Source organism: Kaistia nematophila, from assembly GCF_026343855.1.
GTDB lineage: Bacteria > Pseudomonadota > Alphaproteobacteria > Rhizobiales > Kaistiaceae > Kaistia > Kaistia nematophila.
Window position 1 is genome coordinate 37,571 of sequence record NZ_JAPKNK010000015.1, and the last position, 18,897, is coordinate 56,467.

Consider the following 18,897-nt stretch of genomic DNA (forward strand, 5'->3'; position numbering starts at 1 on the left):
GAGGCAAATTCGCTCCATGATGCAGTGCACCTCCCCCAGACTCATTTAAACTCTTCAGACGCACACCGAGACTCAAACAACACGCATGGCCGAAACCGATCTCTACCTGCCCCTGAAGGCATTCCTGGAAAACGCCGGTTATGCCGTGAAGGGCGAGGTGCAGGGGTGTGATCTCGTCGGCGTCCGGGAGGGCGAGCCGGCTGTTCTCCTCGTCTGCGAGATGAAGCTCTCCTTCAACCTCGAGCTGGTGCTGCAGGGCGTCAACCGGGCGGCGGTCTCCGACGAGGTCTGGCTCGCGGCGCGCGCCTCGAAGGGCAAGGGGCGCGAGCATGATGCGCGCTTCCGCAATCTCTGCCGGCGTCTCGGCTTCGGGCTGATCGCCGTCTCCGCCGCCGGTCTCGTCGACGTCATCCTGGAGCCCTTTGCGGCGACGCCGCGCCGCGATCCGAAGCGGCGCTCGCGGCTGCTGGCCGAGCATCGGCGCCGGGTCGGCGACCCGCAGGTGGGTGGCGGTCGTGGAAAACCGATCATGACCGCCTACCGGCAGGACTGCATCCTCATCGCCACGGCGCTGCTCGCGGGGCCGCAGAGCCCGAAGCAGCTGAAGGCGCATGTGGCGCGCGCGCCGGGGATCCTGCAGGGCAATGTCTATGGCTGGTTCGTGCGCGAGAGCCGGGGCATTTATGGGCTGAGCGAGGTCGGCCGCGCCGCCGTGCAGCCGCCTTCGGTCTGACTATCTTCGGGGCCGGCCGCGTCCGCTACAGCCGGCGGCGCATGTAGACGTCGCAGCGCGCATAGGGCGAGACCGGCCGTTCCTCCGGCGCGAGATGGCGAAACCCGCTGCGCTCGTAGAGCGTGACCGCCGGGACCAGCGCGTGGTTCGATTCGAGATAGACCGAGCGGCAGCCCATCTCGCGCGCCAGCGCGAGCGCCGCATCCATCAGCTGGCGGCCGACGCCGCGCCCCTGCGCGCTCTCGGCGACCGCCATCTTGGCGAGCTCGACTTCGGCGTCGCCATGCGGGACGAGCGCGACGCAGCCGATCGCCGCACCGATCTCGTCCTCGGCGATCAGGATGGCGCCGCCCTTGTCGAGGATGCGCGCCTCGGCGTCGTCGAGCTGTTCGCGGTCCTTGGCTTCGATCGCGAAGAAGCGTTCGAGCCAGGCGATGTTGAGCGCGGCGAAGGCGGCCGCGTGGCGCGGCTCGAACGCCAGGATCGATATGCCGCCCCGCGCCTCCGCCATGCTGCCGCGCTCCCGGTTCGTCAGGCCTAGGCCGGCAGGACGACGACCTTGGTGTCGACGGGGGTCTTGCCGTAGAGGTCGATCATGTCCTGGCTCAGAAGGCCGACGCAGCCGCTGGTGACGCCCTTGCCGATCGATTCGGGATGGCTGGAGGCGTAGATCGTGTAGAGCGTGTATTTGCCGTCCTGGTAGAGATAGAGCGTGCGGGCGCCGAGCGGGTTGTCGAGGCCGCCGGGCATGCCGCCGGCATATTTCGCGGCTTCCGGCTGGCGCGCGATCATCTCCTTGGGCGGCGTCCAGGTCGCCCATTCGGCCTTGCGGCCGACATAGGCGTCGCCGCTCCAGCGGAAGCCGTCGCGGCCGACATTGGCGCCATAGCGGGTCGCCTTGCCGTCGCCCTCGACGCGGTAGACATAGTGCTTGGCGGGATCGACGATGATGGTGCCGGGCGTCTCCTTCGAGGCGTACTGTACCGTGCGGCGGTAGTATTTCGGGTCGAGCCTGCTGATGTCGGTGGCGGGAATCGGGAATTTCTCGGTCGGCACCGGCCCGTAGGCGAGGCGCGCCTCGGCGGCGCTCATGCCGCCGGTGGAGCAGCCGGCGAGCCCCAGCGCGCCGAGGCTGGCGGCGCCGACCAGGAACGCGCGGCGGCTGGCAAGCCCCGGCTCGCGCCCGAGCAGGGCCATCTCGTGCGCCATTCGGGCATCGGCATTCCGACCGTCGGTGATCATGATTTCGGATTCCCCGTGTTTCGTGCCGGCATGATACTCCGGCTCACGGGATTGTGCACGTCGAACTGCGGCAATCCTGCGTCGGCCCGGCCGGCAGGCGCAAGGCGCAGCGCCGGGCCGCTGCCGCCGCCCGGCCTGCTTGGTTCCGGATCTCCGATCCGCCGGCGGCGGGGCGCCTACTTCACCGTGATGGCGAGGCCGCTCAGATCCGCATTGACCTGCAGACCGACCTGCCTGCCGGAGAGCTCGAGCCGGGCGCCCTTTTCGTTCGTCATGACGATCATCTGCGCGCCGCGACCGACCGCACCGCCGCCTCCCACCGCCGCATAGGCGCCGGTCACGTCGCTGGCGCGGCGGATGTTGCGCACCGTGCCCTGGAAATAGGTCTTCGAGGCGCCGAAGGCGAGGCCGCCCGAGACGCCGGCGATCGAGACCGGATAGCGGCGGCCCTTGAAGGTCAGCGTCCCTTCGCCGCCGGAGCCGCCGACGAAGAAAGCCGCCTTGAAGACGGAGAAGCGGATCGTGCCGCTGTCGGCATGGGCGGCGCTCGCAAGGCCGACGGCCCCGGCCGCGATGACGGCAACCGCGGCGGCGCGAATTCTGGGCGAGATCATCATGATGGTTGTTTCCTCGAGGTCGCCGCTTCCCCAGCGGCCGGGCATTCCGGCATGGCGCCGCCTTCCACGACTGAACCGTCTCAAGCGCGATTGGTTCCACGCGCGCCGCGCGAATCCCGCCGTGACGCAGGCTCGCCATATACTAAGACATGTGCCTCAGTGTTCTTGACCGGCGCTCCATTTCGGATTACTAAGGCACATGCCTTACCATTCGACGCCCCTCGATCTTGCCTTTCATGCTCTGAGCGACCCGACCCGCCGCGCCGTGGTGTCGCGGCTGGTGGAGGGGGAGGCGGCAGTCAGCGCCCTGGCGGAGCCCTTCGACATGGCGCTGCCCTCCTTCGCCCAGCATCTGAAGGTGCTGGAGGATTGCGGGTTGATCGTCAGCGAGAAGCGCGGCCGCAGCCGCTGGTGCCGGCTGGTGCCGGCGCGCTTCGACGAGGCGGCGGACTGGATGGAGGCGGAGCGCCGGCGCTGGGCCGAGCGGCTCGATCGCCTGGAAACCTACCTCGGCAGCAAGGGAGAGGAACGATGAAGGACATGGCTGACCCGTTCGGGACCTGGTCGCTCGATCGCGAGATCGTCGTGGTGAAGCTGCTCAACCATCCGCGCGAAAAGGTGTTCGCCGCCTGGATGGACCCGAAGGCCCTGGCCGAATGGTATGGCCCGGCCGGGCTTCGCATCGAGAGCCACGAGGCCGATATCCGCGAGGGCGGGCTCTGGCGGTTCGACATGGTGGGCGTGTTCGAGGGCCGCGAGCAGCGTTTCCCGAACCTGATGCGCTTCCTGGAGATCGTGCCGAACGAGCGGATCGTGATCGACTACGGCACGCCCGAGCCGGACGACCCCGACCGCTTCCGTGCCACGGTGACGTTTGACGAACAGGCCGACGGCAAGACGGTGCTGACGCTCCGCCAGCTTCATCCGAGCCCCGAGCGGCGCAAGGTGGTCATCGGCTTCGGCGCGGTCGAATACGGCCTGCAGACGCTGGACGGGCTCGCCGCCTGGCTCGATCGCTGAGCGATGGGGCGAGCGGCCGCCGGAAGGGATTGAGCGGCGGCCGTCAGCCCGCCTTCAGCAGCGCCACCAGCTCCTGGCCCGCCATGCCGGGCGGGTTGTGGCGCATCCAGCGCAGATGCAGCGGCAGCTTCAGGCCGTTTGCGACATTCGAGAAGGGCAGGATGCGGACGTCGCCGTCGCGGGCGAGCGGCGATGCCACCGAGAGCGGCAGATTGGACCAGCCGAGGCCGGATTTCACCATGTTGACGGCGGTGGCGAGGCTGTCGGTGCGCCAGTAGGAACCGGCGATCAGCTGGCGGAAATCGGTGATCGGGTGCTCCGTGCTGGCGATCAGGATCTGCCGGTGGTGGAACAGGTCGTCGAGCTTGAGGCTCTCGACGTCGATCAGCTCCGAGCCGTGCCGCGTCGAGACGACGGCGACCAGCGTTTCGGTGCCGATGAAATGAAAGTCCTCCTTCTGGCTGGTTTCGAGCCCGCCATAGGCGATGCAGAGGTCGACGCGGCCGGATTTTAGGCGCTCGACGACATCGTCCTGCGGCGCCGTGGTGATCTCGATCGCGAGCAGCGGATGGCGCGCCGAGACGGCCGAGATGGCCTTCATCAGTCGCGCATTGTCGATGTCGGCGGCGATGCCGATGGCGAGCCGCGTCTCCAGCCCGTCCGAGAGTTCGGTCGCATGCGCCGCCAGTTGTTCGAGCTGCTCGGCGATGACGCGGGCATGCGGCACGAGCGCCAGCGCCGCCGCCGTCGGGCGCACCTGGCGCGCCTCGCGAAGGAAGAGCGCATAGCCGAGTTCGGCCTCGAGATTGGCGATCCCCATGCTGACGGCGGAGGGCACGCGGCCGAGCGCCCGCGCGGCGGCCGAAAACGAGCCGTGGTCGATGACGGCGAGGAAGAGCGCGATCGTCTCGCTGGAGAAGAGCATGACCGCTTCCTATCAGTCAAACTGATAGATGGCAACTTTTCCTGTCTGCGAGTTCGCCTATAAGCACCGCCTCGAGCCGGCGGTCCGGCGGGTTGCAAGAGGTTTGGTCGTGCAGGGTGTTCTTCGCAGAGTGGTTTATATCTCGTCCTTCGAGATCAGCGGGATCATCATATCCGCCCTCATCCTGGCCTATCTCTCCGGCACGGCGCCCTCGCACACGGGCCCGCTCGCCGTGATGACCTCGGCGCTCGCGATCACCGTCAACCTTGCCTATACGAGCCTGTTCGAGCGCTGGGAGGCGGGGCGCGCGGCGCGGTCGCGCTCGCTCGGCCGCCGCATCCTGCACGCGGTCGGCTTCCAGATCACGCTGCTGGTGTTCCTCATTCCGCTGATGGCGTGGTGGATGGAGATGACGATTCTCCAGGCGCTGATCCTCGATACGGCGCTGATCGTCTTCTTCCCGATCTACATGTTCGTCTTCAACTGGGCGTTCGACGCGATCTTTGGCCTTCCCGACGCGGTCACCAAAGGCCGCGTCGGCAATGAGGCGGAGGCGGCCGCCTGAGGCAGGCTGGCTTCCTTCGCCTCTTCCCATGGGAAGGTGAAGCGGGTTCGGCGCGCCGAAAAAATCAGCCGTAGACGGCGGCGCGGATGGCGTCTGGATAAGGACCGTTGACGCCGGCGAACGCCGTGTTCGAGAACGACACCACGGAGAGCTTGCGGACCGGATCGACGAACCAGTTGTGTCCGTAGACGCCGCCCCATTGCCAGGTGCCCGGCGAGAAGGGCGAGGCGCTGGCGGCCGGATCCCAGGCGATCGACCAGCCGAGGCTGAAGCCGCGGCCGGGAACGCCGGTGTCGAACTTGCCGATCGCGTTCTGCGACAGCAGCGCCAGGCTTTCCGCCGAAAGGATCGGCGCGCCGCCCCGGCGCATCGCCTCCAGGAAGGCGAGAATGTCGCCCGCCGTGCCGAACATGCCGGCGCCGCCCGACGGGAACGAGCCCGGATCGAAATTGCGGAACGGCGCGAAATTGACCGTGCCCTCGATCGCTAGTCCGGTGACCGGCTGGTATTCGGCCATCACGATCGGCCGCGGATCGCCATCGGCATAGGCGACGGAGAGCCGGGCGGGGTCGCTCGGCAGGAAGCCGGTGTCGGCGAGGCCGAGCGGCCCGGTGACTTGATCGGCGACGATCTGGGGCAGGGCCTTGCCCGTCGCCTTTTCGAGCAGGCCGCCCAGAACGTCGATGCCGACCGAATAGAACCAGGACGTGCCTGGCGCGAAGGCGAGCGGCTGGGCGGCGATCCTGGCGAGGTTCTCGTCCATGCCGCGGCCCGGCTGGTCGAGCCCCTCGGAGATGCCGGCTTCCTTCGGGTAGCCGTAGATCAGGCCGCTGGTGTGGGTGAGCAACTGGCGGATGGTGATGACCGTCTCGCTGCCATCGACGAGCTTCGGCCGGAAATCGGGCAGGAAGCGCGTCACCGGATCATCCAGGCCAAGGACGCCGGCCTCGGCGAGCGAGAGCGTCGCGGCGGCGACCAGCGGCTTGGTGACGGAGGCGAGGCGGAAGATCGTGTCTTCCGTCGTGCGGCGTCCAGCCTCGCGGTCCGCATGGCCGGCCGTGCGGCGGTAGACGAGCTCGCCGTCTTCGGCGACCAGCACGACCGCGCCGACGATAACGCCGTCGCGGATCGCTGCATCGATCACGGCGTCGAGCCGGGCGGCGCGCTTGTCCTGGGCGGCGGAAGTTGCGGTGTCGACGGCGGCCATGAAGAACTCCGGGCGGAAAGTGGGCCGACAGAATGAATCAGGAGCGGGCGCCTGCGCAAGCCTTTGAACCGACAAAGATTGCCCGGCATGACCTTTCGGAATGCGCGGACGGCGGCGAATGGAAAAAGGGCCTCCGTGCGGATCTGCGCGGAGGCCCCTGGTGGCGTCGATCGGCTTTGATCAGAACTTGTAGTTCAGGCCGAACTTGATTGTCTGCGTCGTCAGGTCGGCGCGGACCGGCGTGCCGAGATCGAAATCCTTGGAGCCGAGATCGGCATAGAGGTACTCGACCTTCGCGGTGACATGGTTGGTCACGGCATATTCCAGGCCGGCGCCGAGCGCCCAGCCGGTGAAGGTCTGCTTGTCCGAGGCGCTGTTGTCGACGACGACGTTGCCATCGGCGGTGATCTGCTGGTGGAAGTCCAGTTCGGCATTGGCCCAGGCGAGGCCGCCCGTGACATAGGGCAGGAAGCGGTCGAACGCGTAGCCCGCGCGGGCGCGCACCGTGCCGAAGGACTCGATCTTGGTCGAGTAGTCGAGCGCGAACGCGTTCTCGGTCGGGTCGCCGAGCAGGGTCGATATGCCGTCCTTCTGGTCGCCGAACGAGGCGTCGGCCTCGATGCCGAGCACGATATTGTTCGAGAACTGGTAGTTGAAGCCGCCCTGGGCGCCGCCGAACCAGCCATCCGGCTTCACGCCGCCATAGGCGTCGGTGGGCTCGGAGGTGAAGTCGCTCCAGGCGTAGCCGCCATGGGCGCCGATATAGACGCCGGTCCAGCTGAAAGCCGGCGCCGGGGGCGGAACGGGTTCGTCGGGCGTCGACAGGTCGGCGGCCTGCACGGCGCCGGTCAGGCCGACCGCGATCAAAAGCCCGAGTGCGGTATTCTTCATGTCGCTCTCCCTGCCGACTGGATCGTTAGTTATCCCGGATCGGCGCCGATGTCTGTAGCGCACAGGCAACAATCGATCCATTCGGTCATGTATGAACTAGAACACCATAAATATAGATTAACAATATCTTCGGAAGGTGATCGTAAATCCGGCGCAGCATTACCTTAGGTAATTCGGGAAGTGTTTCGAAATTCGAATTAACCTGCGGTTGCAATGACTTTCGCGCACGGATTTGTCGGCCGTGGTGGCGGTAGTCGCGAAGATGCTGGGATTTGTGCTGTCCTGGGGGCGGGAGAGCGTCAAGGCAGGGTTGGGCGGGGGCAAGGGGAGATTGCGGGCCCGCGCCGATGCCGATCTGCGTGCTGCGGCCATGCAACCGGAGAGGGCATCGCAGCGCATGGCCTGTCCGAAACGCCGGAAAAGGCGTGGGCGGGGCCAGCCGGCGCGATCGACAGCGGCCCCAAAAAAGAAAAAGGGCGGCCAAGCGGCCGCCCTTCTCGTATTCCTGTCGAGGCAGATCAGAACTTGTAGTTCAGGCCGGCCTTGAGGGTGTGGAACTTGGTCTCGGACTGGATGTGGGCGTAGTAGTCGCCGTCATCGTAGTTGAGCAGGTCCTGGCTGCCGAGATCGACATACAAATACTCGGTCTTGAATGTGATGTTCTGGGTGATGCCGTATTCGAGACCGGCGCCGATGGTCCAGCCATATTCGGTGTCGGACTTCGATTCATTGAAGTCGCCGAGGATGTTGCCCGAAACCGTCGACTTTACGTCGCCATAGGCGAAGCCGCCCGTACCGTAGAGCAGGACGTTGTCCATCGCGTAGCCGATGCGGCCGCGGACGGTGCCGAACCACTCGACTTCGGTTCCGGCCGAAACGTTGGCGCCAAAATTGCCGTAATTGATGTCGGCGGAAACCTTGCCCTCATACGAAGAGGCGGCGATGTCGGCCTCGACGCCGAGCACCCAGTTCGGGTTGAACTGCCAGTTGTAGCCGATCTGCGCGCCGCCGAAGGCGCCGCTGGCGCTCTGCTTCAGGTCGCCGTTGATCGTGTAGTCGCCGCCGAGATAGGCGTCGAAGGGATACTTGAAGTCGCCGACGGCGGCGCCGGCATGCACGCCGACATAGAAGCCGTTCCAGTTGAACACGGCCGGAGCGACCGGAACCGGTTCCTCGGTCAGGTCCGCGGCATGGGCGGCAACAACGCCGAGCGCCAGAACCGAAGCCATGGTGATGCTGCGTACAACGAATTTCATGCTTAGCCCCTCGAGCCGGAATTTCGCGAAGCCCGTCTGCTCCGCCGATGTCCAAGGAGTAGAGGATCCTCTGCGCATTGGCTGTTGCATCGCTGCATCACCCTCGACCGGCATTCCGTAGCGTCGCTGCGGGCCTATAGAGTCTATAGTATGGATGGATTAGCGAAAAACACTCAAGCATTTGAAACAATCGGATATTTGTCTATCTGATCCTGCGGGTGACGGAGGGGTTCCACCCACTGTTGCTTGCATGCAACAGGCCGATAAAACAACGCTGGAGGGTATCGATAGGGCATGCCACCGGCTCGACTGGAGGCTTCGGATCGGTCGACTCGCTGGAGTGATTCGAACCCTGCGTCATCTCTCGCAGAGGAAAGTGCCGGCCTTCGCGGTCGGATTCGGACCGCAGGGCATGGCTCCGCGCTCGCCGCGCCGGTGTTGCTTCGTGGGTTTGAAAGGGGAGGGATCGGCGCGAAGCTCGGTCCGTCAGCGCGCTGCGGTGTCGTCGCCTTCGAGCGCGGCGGCGCGGATCTTCTCGCCGGATTCGAACGAGACGGCGTTCTGCGGCTTCAGCGGCGGCGCCGTGTCGAACAGCTTTTCCAGCGCGATCAGCCGCTCCGTCGTCCGCGCGGAGAGCGAAAGCGGCCGCTGGTCGGCGTCGTTGCTGGCAACCGCCGGCGCCGGGCGCGGACCGTCCGAAGCCGGTTCGTCGATGCCGGGGATCGGCTTCAGCTCGATGCCGTTATGGGCGTAGGTCATCACCCGGTTCCAGGTCTGCGCCGGCAGCGAGCCGCCCGTCATCTTGTTGGACGAGGTGAAGTCGTCATTGCCGAACCAGATGCCGCCGACATAATTGCCGGTGAAGCCCATGAACCAGGCGTCGCGATAGGCATTGGTGGTGCCGGTCTTGCCGGCCGTCTTGATGCCCTGCAGCTTGGCGGCGCGGCCGGTGCCGCGCTCCGGCACCTGGCCGAGCATGTAGTTCATCATGCCGACGGTCTTCTCGTCGAGCACGCGCTCGGGCGGGGGCACGTCGCGCTTGCGGTCGAACACCACCTCGCCCTGGCTGTTCAGGATCTGGGTGAAGGCATAGGGCGTCGCCTTCATGCCGCCATTGGCGAAGACGGCATAGGCGCCCGTCATGTCGAGCACGCGCACGTCGGTGGCGCCGAGCGGCAGCGACTTCGAATTGATGATGTTGGTGGTGATGCCCATGCGGTGGGCGAGGTCGATGATCGCCGGCCGGCCGACCGCACCGGCGAGCCGCACCGCAACCGTGTTCAGCGAATGGATCAGCGCCGTGGTGAGCTGGATCGAGCCCATGTAGCGGCCGCCATAATTCTTCGGCGACCAGTTGCCGATCGAGATCGGCGCGTCGACGACGATGCTCTTCGGCGTGTAGCCGTGCTGGATCGCCGTCGTATAGACGAAGGGCTTGAAGGACGAGCCCGGCTGGCGCAGCGCGTCGGTGGCGCGGTTGAACTGGCTTTCGCCATAGTCGCGGCCGCCGACCATGGCGCGGACGGCGCCATCCGGCTCGGCGACGACCATCGCCGCTTGGCTGACGCGGTAGCGCTCGCCGGAATCGCGCAGCGCGCCCTCGATCGCCTCGTCGGCCGTCTTCTGCAGGTTCATGTCGACGGTCGAGCGGACGATCAGGCTGCGGTCGCCGTCCGGCACCTGCTTCTTCACCTCGTCGAAGGCCCAGTCGAGGAAATAGTCGGGCGCGGTGTCGGCGGCCTTGCGGACGACGTCGGCGGGCTTGCGCCGCGCGCCCATCACCTGGCCCTCGGTCATGAAGCCGGCCTGCACCATGTTGGTGAGCACGTCGTTGGCGCGGGCGCGCGCCGCCGGCAGGTTGATGTGCGGCGCGTAGCGGGCAGGGGCCTTGTAGAGCCCGGACAGCATCGCCGCCTCGGCCAGGTTGATGTCCTGCACCTTCTTGCCGAAGTAGAACTCCGCCGCCGCCGCCGCGCCGAAATTGCCGCCGCCCATATAGGCGCGGTCGAGATAGAGCTGCAGGATGTCGTGCTTGGAGAGGTTGCTCTCCAGATAAAGCGCGAGGAACGCTTCCTTGATCTTGCGGTCGAGCGTGCGCTCGTTCGACAGGAACAGGTTCTTCGCCAGCTGCTGGGTGATCGACGAGCCGCCCTGGCGCACCGCGTCGTTGCGCAGGTTTTCCATCAGCGCGCGCGCCGTGCCGATGATGTCGATGCCGAAATGGGTGTAGAAGCGCCGGTCCTCGGTGGCGAGCGTCGCCTTGATCAGGCTGTCCGGCATCTCTTCGAGCGGCACGGATTCCGAATGGCGCACGCCGCGCTTGCCGATCTCGGCGCCGTAGCGGTCGAGGAAGGTGACGGAATAATCCGATTGCGCCAGCCAGTCCTGCTTGGTGGCGTCGAAGGCGGGCAGCGCCAGCGTCAGCATCACCACCGCGCCGCCGGCGGCCATCGTCAGCCCGTCGCCGAGGATCTCGAACGGCGCGCGCCGCCAGCCGGTCATGCGGAAATGGCGGGCGAAGCGCGACAGCGCCTCGGCGCCGTCCTTGAGCCCGGTCCAGATCCGGTAGAGCGCGGAATCGATGAAGGCGTCGATCTCGATCAGCCGCAGCCAGGGCGTCTTCGGCGCGGCCGGGCCGGGCGTCTCGCCGCCCGTCTGTTCCGCCTTTGGAGCCCCCGGATTCGCCGATGCTTCGCCGCCGGCCGGGCCGGCGGACGGATCCCGCCCGGGCTTCAGGCTGCCCAGCCACCCCGAGATCCGATCCTGAAGCTTGCGCAAGGGCTGTTCCATTGAAGGTCGAATGGTTCTAAAAGGCAGTCGAAACATCGCATTCCGGCACTATATGGCGCCATTCGGAATGCCCGGTGAACGGACCGCCCCCAGCCCTGGCCGGTTTTCGCCGATCGACGAAGGATACGCAATCTCCATGCCCTTGCAAGGAAAGGACGCACACGACGCTGCGACCTCCCCGCAACAGGATGCCGCCGGCGCATCCGCGCCCGAAGCCGAGGAAGTGCCGTTCTGGAAGCGCCTGACGCTGGAAGAGATGAGCACCGAGCAATGGGAGTCGCTCTGCGACGGCTGCGCCCGCTGCTGCCTGAACAAGCTCGAGGACTGGGACACCGGCGAGATCGTCTGGACGGCGATCGCCTGCGAATTGCTGGACGAGGATACGTGCCGCTGCCGCGACTATCCGAACCGGCATGATTTCGTGCCGGACTGCATCCCGCTCGATCCCAAGACGGTGCGCACGCTGACCTGGTTGCCGCCGACCTGCGGCTATCGCCTGATCGCCGAGGGGCATGATCTCTACTGGTGGCATCCGCTGGTATCCGGCGACCCGGAGACCGTGCACGAGGCCGGCATCTCGACCTCCGGCCGCACGATCAGCGAGAGCGACATCCCGGTCGAGGAATACGAGGATTATATCGTCGCCTGGCCGGGCGAGCTGCCCGAGCCGGAGGCGCCGAAGGGGTAGGGGTACTTTCCCATTCTTCACCTCTCCCATGGGGAGAGGTCGGCTCGAAGAGCCGGGCGAGGGGATGCGATCTTGCCTGTGAGGCCTCAACATCTCACCCGCCGGCCTGCGGCCGTCGACCTCTCCCCATGGGAGAGGTAAATGAGTGCGCCACTCTTGGCCAGTACGCCACTCTTGGCCGGGCCTGCCGAAACGACTTTCCCACGCTCGCCGTCATCCCGGGCCTGACCCGGGATCCAGGTCTCCCGGGTTCCCCGCCAACCTCTCCATCTCTCCGCCACACGAATCCCTGCTTTCGCAGGGATGACGGGAGCCGTGGTGGCGGACTGCGGGAAGACGACGGCGAGGGACGTTATCCCCCGACCCGGAACCGCTGCCGGTATTGCCTCGGCGTCACGGCGCGCTGCGCCTTGAACTGGCGGTTGAAGTTGGCGAGCGAGTCGTAGCCGACATCGGCGGCGATGGTCGCGATCGGCCTGTCGCCGCCGGAGAGCAGCGCGCAGGCGGCGCCGATCCGGAGCCGTGCCAGATAGCCCGTCACGCTCTGGCCGGTATGGCGCAGGAACAGCCGGTGCAGGCCGGAAGGGCTCAGCGCCGCGATATCGGCGAGCGCCTCCAGGCTCAGCTTCTCGGCATAGCGGCGGTGAACATGGTCGAGCACGCGGTCGATCCGGCCCCGGTTCGCCGGCTGGTCGGCGGCGACCGCAAGCGGCGAGGCGAGGGGCTCGGCCCCGGCGTCGCGTGAAAGCAGCGCCAGCACGCGGAGCAGTTGGATCAGCCGCTCGTCCGGCGGCAGGCCGAACAGCGCCTCGATCAGCGGCCGCGCCTCGGCCGCCGCGGTGTCCGAGAATTTGAGGCCGGTCCGGGCCCGCTCCAGCATGGCGGCGACGGCGCGGAGCTCGGTGAAGACGCCGCCGATCGGCGCCGCCCATTGCGGCAGGAACCACATCACCAGGGCGACATGCGGCGCCGTCTCCTCGACCTTGGCGGCCGAGCACCAGCTATGCGGCAGGTTGGGCCCGACCAGCACGAGGTCGCCGTCGTCATAGTTGCCGATATGGTCGCCGATGAAGCGCTGGCCGCGCGAGTTCAGCGTCATCGTCAGCTCGAATTCGGGATGGTGATGCCACTGGAACGGAATTTCGCCGTCGAGGCGCCGGTTCAGCGTCGCCCAGGATGCGCCGTCGGGGAGCGCCAGACGTTCGAGAAATGGCTTCATCTGGATCTCGTGGGTCTTCTGACGCTGGAATCGTATCAGTTTTCGCCGGGATCGGCGAACACCCGTCCATAGGGATCGCTAGTCTTTCCCGAGCAGCATCCGCGAGGGATGTGGGTGATCAGGGAGAGAGTGCATGACCATGGCCGCTGGAATGGGAACCGCGATCAAGCGCGACAGCCACCCGACGACGCATCAGGAAACGCAGCTGAAGGACATCGTGAAGACGCTGCCGCTGCGCGTGCTCTCCGAGGCCGACTGGCAGCATTGGGTGACGCGCGGCTACGTCATCGTCCGCCAGGCCGTGCCGGCGGAAAATGTCGCGCGGCTGGTCGAGACGCTCTGGGCCTTCGACGAGAAGGACCCGGCCGACCCGGCGACCTGGTACGCGCCGCAGCGCCGCGACCACATCATGAAGGAACTGAATGGCACCGGCATGCTGGAGATCTACAATCACCAGCATCTCTGGGACAATCGCCAGGAGCGCCGGGTCTATGACGCCTTCGTCGACATCTGGGACCGCGAGGATCTCTGGGTGACGATCGACCGCGCCAACCTGAACCCGCCGAAGAAGGTGAAGGGCAACCCGAACGGCTTCATCCACTGGGACGCCGATACCTCGCTCGTTCCCCCGCCGATCGGCGTGCAGGGCGTGCTGAGCCTGAAGAAGCAGGATGGCGACGTCGGCGGCTTCCAGTGCATTCCCGAGCTCTTCGCCGGCTTCGACGACTGGGTGAAGACGCAGCCTGGAGACCGCGACCCGATGCATCCCGACACGGCGGGGCTCTCGATCACCAATATCGAGATGGAGGCGGGCGATCTCTTGATCTTCAACTCGCTGCTCGCCCATGGCGTGCGGCCCAACCATTCCGACGGCCGTGTCCGCATGGCGCAGTACATTTCCATGCACCCGGCCGAGGAGTCGAATCTCGCCGAGCGCACCGAGCGCATCCGTCTCTGGCGCGAACAGGACCATCCGCATCGCGACGCCTTCCCGGGCGACCCGCGCGACTGGGAAAAGCACAACGCCGAAGTGGCAACGCTGACGCCGCTCGGCGAGAAGCTGCTGGGGCTGAAGAGCTGGAACGAATAAGGACGGGAAGACCCTCACCCCAACCCTCTCCCGCGCGCGGGAGAGGGAGCACGCCTGTGCGCTTTCCCGGATCGACTGAGCCTTTCCCGCGCGCCTGCGCCTTTGCTGGTTCGCTGGCGTCCTTCGTAGATGAACGCCGCGCCGTTGAACAAAAACGCCGGCCGAAAAGCCCTCGCCCGCTTGCGGGAGAGGGTTGGGTGAGGGACTTGCTTCCTACCTCCGGCGCCCGTTCACGCGTCCGTGATCGGCGTTCCCCTTAACTTCGGTTCCGGCGCGCCCATCTCTCGGGGACCCTTCCCAGGGGTATCCGTCGCGCCGCTGCCAGGCTTGCAGCCATTCCCGGCCCCGCGGCGGATTTCGGTCCCGGCTGGACGATCATGCCTCGATGGGTGATCCGGTCCGGTCTCCTCATCGAAGGACGACACCATGCCAAACGACATCAACGCGGCCGCTTCGGGCCAGTTCAAGATCGGCGGCGATCTCACCGTCAACCGGCTCGGCTTCGGCGCCATGCGGATCACCGGCGACGGAATCTGGGGCGATCCTAAGGATATCGCCGAGGCGAAGCGGACGCTGAAGCGCGTGCCGGAACTCGGCATCGACCTGATCGATACGGCCGACAGCTACGGGCCCTATGTCAGCGAAGACCTGATCGCCGAGGTACTGCATCCCTACAAGGGCCTCGTCATCGCCACCAAGGGGGCGCTGACCCGGCATGGTCCGAATATCTGGCAGGTGGTCGGCAGGCCGGAATATCTGCGCCAGTGCGTGCTGATGAGCCTGCGCCGGCTGAAGGTCGAGCGCATCGATCTCTGGCAGCTGCATCGCATCGATCCGCGCGTGCCGAAGGACGAGCAGTTCCAGGTCATCGCCGACATGCGTCGCGAAGGGCTGATCCGCCATGTCGGCCTGTCGGAAGTTTCCGTCGCCGACATCCAGGCGGCGCAGAAGTTCTTCCCGGTCACGACCGTGCAGAACCAGTACAACCTCGTCGATCGCAAGAGCGAGGCGGTGCTCGATTTCGCGGAGGCCAATAATATCGGCTTCATCCCGTGGGCGCCGCTCGCCTCCGGCGATCTCGCGCGGCCGGGCTCGGCGCTGACCAAGATCGCCGGCAAGCTCGGCGCCACGCCGGGCCAGGTGGCGCTCGCCTGGCTCCTGAAGCGCTCGAAGGTGATGCTGCCGATTCCGGGCACGGGCAGCATCAGGCATCTCGAGGAAAACACCGCCGCGGCCTCGATCAAGCTTTCCGACGAGGACTTCGCCGCCCTCGACGTCGAGGCCCGCCGCGCCGCCTGAGGCTGTGCCTCGCCCCGCCGGTCGCGGATCGTTCGCGGCCGGCGGTCCTGCTGCAGCGACAGACTGCGTCGTCTTGTGCCGGGGTTCGCGATGGCGCGGCTGCATGGATCCCTGCTTTCGCAGGGATGACGGCGAGTTGGTTGCGGGCAGTGATGTGCAAAGCCCTCGGGCGCGGACGTGGCTGATTTCGATCCTCTGTCGGCGCCCTTGTTCCCTCGAAATCGTCAATCTCCGTCGTCATCCCTGCGAAAGCAGGGATCCATGGTTCGGTGGGGCTCAATGCCGCGAGGGCGAAACCACCGGTGGCGCGCCGGGGGGATTTGGGTTCACAGTGGCAGCCTTGACGATCCACGGCCGGCGCGCCCTCCGCGCCGGATCGGATCGCCGCCGAAGGAGCCCGCCATGGAATACACCCGCCTCGGTCGCACCGGCCTCGAAGTTTCCCGCCTCTGCCTTGGCTGCATGAGCTATGGCGACCCCGCGCGCGGCAACCACGCCTGGACCCTGCCGGAGGCCGAGAGCCGCCCCTTCATCAAGAAGGCGCTCGAGCTCGGCATCAATTTCTTCGATACGGCGAACGTCTATTCCGACGGCTCCAGCGAGGAGATCGTCGGCAAGGCTCTGAAGGATTTCGCCCGGCGCGAGGAGGTGGTGATCGCCACCAAGGTGCATGGCCGCATGCGCCCGGGCCCGAATGGCGCCGGCCTGTCGCGCAAGGCGATCCTGCACGAGATCGACGCCAGCCTGACCCGCCTCGGCACCGACTACGTCGATCTCTACCAGATCCACCGCTTCGACTACGGCACGCCGATCGAGGAGACGATCGAGGCGCTGGACGAGGTCGTGAAGATGGGCAAGGCGCGCTACATCGGCGCCTCGTCCATGCATGCCTGGCAATTCGCCAAGATGCTGGCGATGCAGGAAAACCGCGGTCTCGCCCGCTTCGTCTCGATGCAGGACTACGTCAATCTGCTCTACCGCGAGGAGGAGCGCGAGATGCTGCCGCTCTGCGCTTCGGAGGGCATCGGCGTCATTCCGTGGAGCCCGCTGGCGCGCGGCCGGCTGACGCGCGACTGGGATGCGAAGACGGCGCGCGCCGAGACCGACGAATTCGGCAAGGGCCTCTATTCCCGCACCGCCGACGCCGACAAGCTGGTGGTGGAGGCGGTCGCGCATGTCGCGGCCCAGCGCGACCTGCCGCGCGCCCAGATCGCGCTCGCCTGGGTGCTGTCGAAATCGGTGATCACGGCGCCGATCGTCGGCGCGACGAAGATGCAGCATCTCGACGACGCCGCGTCGGCGCTGTCGGTCCGGCTCGACGAATTCGAGATCGCCGCGCTGGAGGCGGCCTATGTCCCCCATTCGGTGGCGGGCTTCGTGTGAGAGCAGAGGATCGGCAACGATCCGGGCGCAACGCCGTACCCCGGCTTCGCCCGAAGGCAGGGACCTGCTAGACCTGCCCGCGCATTTCAACGCCATCCAGAGGATTTAACGGTGATCCAGCCGACGGATTCGTTCAAAGAAAACCTGCGATTGCTGCCCTCGATCGATGGTCTTGCCCGCATCGACCTCGTCGATCCCTCGGGCGCGGTCGTGGCGACCATCGAGAACCAGCCGGGCAAGCAGGGTTCGCTGGCCGTCTATCAGTACCTCCAGCAGAGCTTCGGCGCGCTCCATGCCGAGGCGGCAGCCCACGGGCTCGAGGTTTTTGCCGAACATACGGCCGATGCCAGGAGCCGGCCGGGCGCCCATCCCAATATCGACCGCCTGCTGGAGATCCTTGGCGGGGCCGCCCCGCTTGCTATCACGCTCGTCGCCGTCTGATGCGGGATGGAAGCATGGCAGCGCGGATTTCGGGTGCTGCCTTGCCTTCCCCTGGCGAAGGATCCGGCCAGTCTGATGGCCGGATCGCACCGCCGGCCTCGTGAGCCGCGGACCCGCTACTTGCCGTCGAACCAGGTCTTCCACTGGGCGGCCGCCCTGGCGTAGGTGCCGCGATGGGTGGTGGGACCAGTGGAGATCGCCTCGACCTTGGTGTTTCCCGCGCCCATCGCCTGCTGGTAGGTCATCGCCATCTTGCCGATGCCGGGCGGGATCACCTCGTCCGCCTCGCCATAGTAGTTGCGCACCGGCGTCTGGATCACCCAGCGATAGGCCTGCGTCTCGCGGAAGATCCGGCCATAGGCGGAGCCTGCGAAGAATTGCGGGTCGAAATAGTCGGCGCGGATAAGCTTGTGCAGGTCGGTCGGAATTTCCGACGCCTCGAAGGGCTGGCGCTCATAGACGCGGCGCGCCGCGTCATAATACGCGTCGTTGAACACCGAGCGCGCCAGGCCCGGCACGCCATAATAGTTCTCGTAGGAGAATGCCGAGAGGACGAAGAGGCTGTTGACCCAGCTCGCGTCGATCTCGCGCGGGAAGTTGAGGAAGCCGTTCATCAGCGCGAAGCCATCGATCGGGGCGCTGGCCGTGGCGGCGGCATCGACGGCGACGCCGGCGCTTTCGAGCTTCTCCAGGCAGGCCATGGTGACGAAGCCGCCCTGCGACCAACCGCCGAGGAAGAGCTTGTCGCTGGTGATGCCCATGCTGTCGAGCACCCCGCGGCCGGAGCGGATCATGTCGTGGCAGGCCTGCTGGTGGCTGGCCTTGACCATGTAGCCTTCCGGCTCCTTGGAAGCGCCCATGCCGAAATAGTCGGCGCCCATCACGACATAGCCCTGGCCGGCGAACTGCGCGAGCATGAGCTGCGTCTCGGTCGACTGCTCGGGGAAGGAGGGGACCTCCTGCCGGCCATAGACGGTGCCATGCTGGTAGGAGAGGATCGGGAACGATTTCGCGTCGGTATCGGGGATCGCCAGCAGGCCGGTGGCGACGATCGGCTTGTTGCCGCGCTCGGGCACGACGGAGGGATAGGTGACGCGGTAGAGCTTCACCGCGTTGCGCGCCGGCGTGTAGGTGACGTCGATGCCGGCGAATTTCGGGAAATCGGTCGTGAGGATCTGGTTCAGCCGGTCGGTATCCCAGCGCCCGAGCAGCTCATAGCTGACGCCGGACGGCACGGCGATCGCGCCGGCATCGCTCGCGGCGGCGGGCGTTGCTTCCTGCGGCGCGGCGCTGGCGACGGGCGGGATGGCGAGGAGCACGGCGCAGAGCGCCAGAGTGCGAACGGCTTTCGTCATGATGTTCCATTTCCCGGATGTCTGTCCGGTCTCGCGGCTGCCCCGGCATCTGCGCCAAGCCGCGGCATCGGCATAGCGTTGGCGCGTAAAGATTGGGTGTCGAAGCCGGGCACAGCGTTCGCCATCGCCCGCGAGACATTGGAGCCTCGCGGGCAATACGAGGCGGCTGCGCGGCC

The 18,897-nt window shown here is 66.6% G+C and carries 19 protein-coding genes; 9 read left to right on the plus strand and 10 right to left on the minus strand.

Going from position 1 to position 18,897, the window contains the following annotated elements:
* The first annotated feature begins 85 nt into the window (after positions 1-85).
* Positions 86-733 (plus strand): DUF2161 domain-containing phosphodiesterase, encoded by a 648-nt coding sequence (locus OSH07_RS23505; RefSeq protein WP_266341149.1) that lies wholly within the window; start codon positions 86-88, stop codon positions 731-733.
* A gap of 25 nt (positions 734-758) precedes the next feature.
* Here the strand turns inward: OSH07_RS23505 and OSH07_RS23510 are convergent, their stop codons facing one another.
* From OSH07_RS23510 to OSH07_RS23520, 3 genes are all read right to left on the minus strand, one after another.
* Positions 759-1,244, minus strand: a complete 486-nt coding sequence (locus tag OSH07_RS23510) for a GNAT family N-acetyltransferase (protein ID WP_266341150.1) — start codon at positions 1,242-1,244, stop codon at positions 759-761.
* Positions 1,245-1,270: 26 nt separating this feature from the next.
* A complete protein-coding gene (locus OSH07_RS23515) occupies positions 1,271-1,975 on the minus strand; it encodes a L,D-transpeptidase (RefSeq protein WP_266341151.1) in 705 nt (234 codons plus the stop codon).
* A 176-nt stretch (positions 1,976-2,151) separates the two neighbouring features.
* Positions 2,152-2,592, minus strand: a complete 441-nt coding sequence (locus OSH07_RS23520) for a lipid-binding SYLF domain-containing protein (protein WP_266341152.1) — start codon at positions 2,590-2,592, stop codon at positions 2,152-2,154.
* Between the two features lie 199 nt (positions 2,593-2,791).
* Here OSH07_RS23520 and OSH07_RS23525 point away from each other — a divergent pair, with 199 nt between their 5' ends.
* Together OSH07_RS23525 and OSH07_RS23530 are read left to right on the plus strand one after the other, a co-directional pair.
* On the plus strand, positions 2,792-3,127 hold the full coding sequence (locus OSH07_RS23525; protein ID WP_266341153.1) for an ArsR/SmtB family transcription factor: 336 nt from the start codon (positions 2,792-2,794) through the stop codon (positions 3,125-3,127).
* Positions 3,124-3,612, plus strand: a complete 489-nt coding sequence (locus OSH07_RS23530; protein ID WP_266341154.1) for an SRPBCC family protein — start codon at positions 3,124-3,126, stop codon at positions 3,610-3,612. Before OSH07_RS23525 ends, OSH07_RS23530 begins: the two co-directional genes overlap by 4 nt.
* 43 nt (positions 3,613-3,655) lie before the next feature.
* On the opposite strand, the gene OSH07_RS23535 is transcribed toward OSH07_RS23530, so the two are convergent.
* A complete protein-coding gene (locus OSH07_RS23535) occupies positions 3,656-4,537 on the minus strand; it encodes a LysR family transcriptional regulator (protein WP_266341155.1) in 882 nt (293 codons plus the stop codon).
* A gap of 28 nt (positions 4,538-4,565) precedes the next feature.
* Here OSH07_RS23535 and OSH07_RS23540 point away from each other — a divergent pair, with 28 nt between their 5' ends.
* On the plus strand, positions 4,566-5,102 hold the full coding sequence (locus tag OSH07_RS23540; RefSeq protein WP_420909675.1) for a PACE efflux transporter: 537 nt from the start codon (positions 4,566-4,568) through the stop codon (positions 5,100-5,102).
* 64 nt (positions 5,103-5,166) lie between these two features.
* On the opposite strand, the gene OSH07_RS23545 is transcribed toward OSH07_RS23540, so the two are convergent.
* The 4 genes from OSH07_RS23545 to OSH07_RS23560 form a co-directional block, all read right to left on the minus strand.
* Positions 5,167-6,309: a serine hydrolase domain-containing protein gene (locus tag OSH07_RS23545; protein ID WP_266341157.1), complete on the minus strand. Its 1,143-nt coding sequence runs from the start codon at positions 6,307-6,309 to the stop codon at positions 5,167-5,169.
* Positions 6,310-6,489: 180 nt separating this feature from the next.
* Positions 6,490-7,200 carry an outer membrane protein gene (locus OSH07_RS23550; protein ID WP_266341158.1) on the minus strand — a complete coding sequence of 237 codons (711 nt, stop codon included), beginning with the start codon at positions 7,198-7,200 and terminating at the stop codon, positions 6,490-6,492.
* Positions 7,201-7,718: 518 nt separating this feature from the next.
* Positions 7,719-8,456 carry an outer membrane protein gene (locus tag OSH07_RS23555; RefSeq protein WP_266341159.1) on the minus strand — a complete coding sequence of 246 codons (738 nt, stop codon included), beginning with the start codon at positions 8,454-8,456 and terminating at the stop codon, positions 7,719-7,721.
* A 486-nt stretch (positions 8,457-8,942) separates the two neighbouring features.
* On the minus strand, positions 8,943-11,234 hold the full coding sequence (locus OSH07_RS23560) for a transglycosylase domain-containing protein (protein ID WP_266341160.1): 2,292 nt from the start codon (positions 11,232-11,234) through the stop codon (positions 8,943-8,945).
* 148 nt (positions 11,235-11,382) lie between these two features.
* On the opposite strand from OSH07_RS23560, the gene OSH07_RS23565 reads away from it, so the two are divergent.
* Complete coding sequence (locus tag OSH07_RS23565; protein ID WP_266341161.1) at positions 11,383-11,934, plus strand: YcgN family cysteine cluster protein; 552 nt, start codon at positions 11,383-11,385, stop codon at positions 11,932-11,934.
* A 352-nt stretch (positions 11,935-12,286) separates the two neighbouring features.
* Here OSH07_RS23565 and OSH07_RS23570 read toward each other — a convergent pair whose 3' ends face one another.
* The gene (locus OSH07_RS23570) at positions 12,287-13,153 is read right to left on the minus strand and encodes a helix-turn-helix domain-containing protein (RefSeq protein WP_266341162.1); all 867 of its coding nucleotides are present in this window, start codon (positions 13,151-13,153) and stop codon (positions 12,287-12,289) included.
* Positions 13,154-13,304: 151 nt separating this feature from the next.
* On the opposite strand from OSH07_RS23570, the gene OSH07_RS23575 reads away from it, so the two are divergent.
* The 4 genes from OSH07_RS23575 (at position 13,305) to OSH07_RS23590 (ending at position 17,366) form a co-directional block, all read left to right on the plus strand.
* Positions 13,305-14,243 carry a phytanoyl-CoA dioxygenase family protein gene (locus tag OSH07_RS23575; protein WP_266341169.1) on the plus strand — a complete coding sequence of 313 codons (939 nt, stop codon included), beginning with the start codon at positions 13,305-13,307 and terminating at the stop codon, positions 14,241-14,243.
* Between the two features lie 426 nt (positions 14,244-14,669).
* On the plus strand, positions 14,670-15,542 hold the full coding sequence (locus OSH07_RS23580; protein ID WP_266341163.1) for an aldo/keto reductase: 873 nt from the start codon (positions 14,670-14,672) through the stop codon (positions 15,540-15,542).
* Positions 15,543-15,944: 402 nt separating this feature from the next.
* On the plus strand, positions 15,945-16,925 hold the full coding sequence (locus OSH07_RS23585) for an aldo/keto reductase (RefSeq protein WP_266341164.1): 981 nt from the start codon (positions 15,945-15,947) through the stop codon (positions 16,923-16,925).
* Positions 16,926-17,036: 111 nt separating this feature from the next.
* Complete coding sequence (locus OSH07_RS23590) at positions 17,037-17,366, plus strand: DUF2322 family protein (RefSeq protein WP_266341165.1); 330 nt, start codon at positions 17,037-17,039, stop codon at positions 17,364-17,366.
* Between the two features lie 116 nt (positions 17,367-17,482).
* On the opposite strand, the gene OSH07_RS23595 is transcribed toward OSH07_RS23590, so the two are convergent.
* Complete coding sequence (locus OSH07_RS23595; RefSeq protein ID WP_266341166.1) at positions 17,483-18,721, minus strand: alpha/beta hydrolase; 1,239 nt, start codon at positions 18,719-18,721, stop codon at positions 17,483-17,485.
* Positions 18,722-18,897 lie beyond the last annotated feature (176 nt).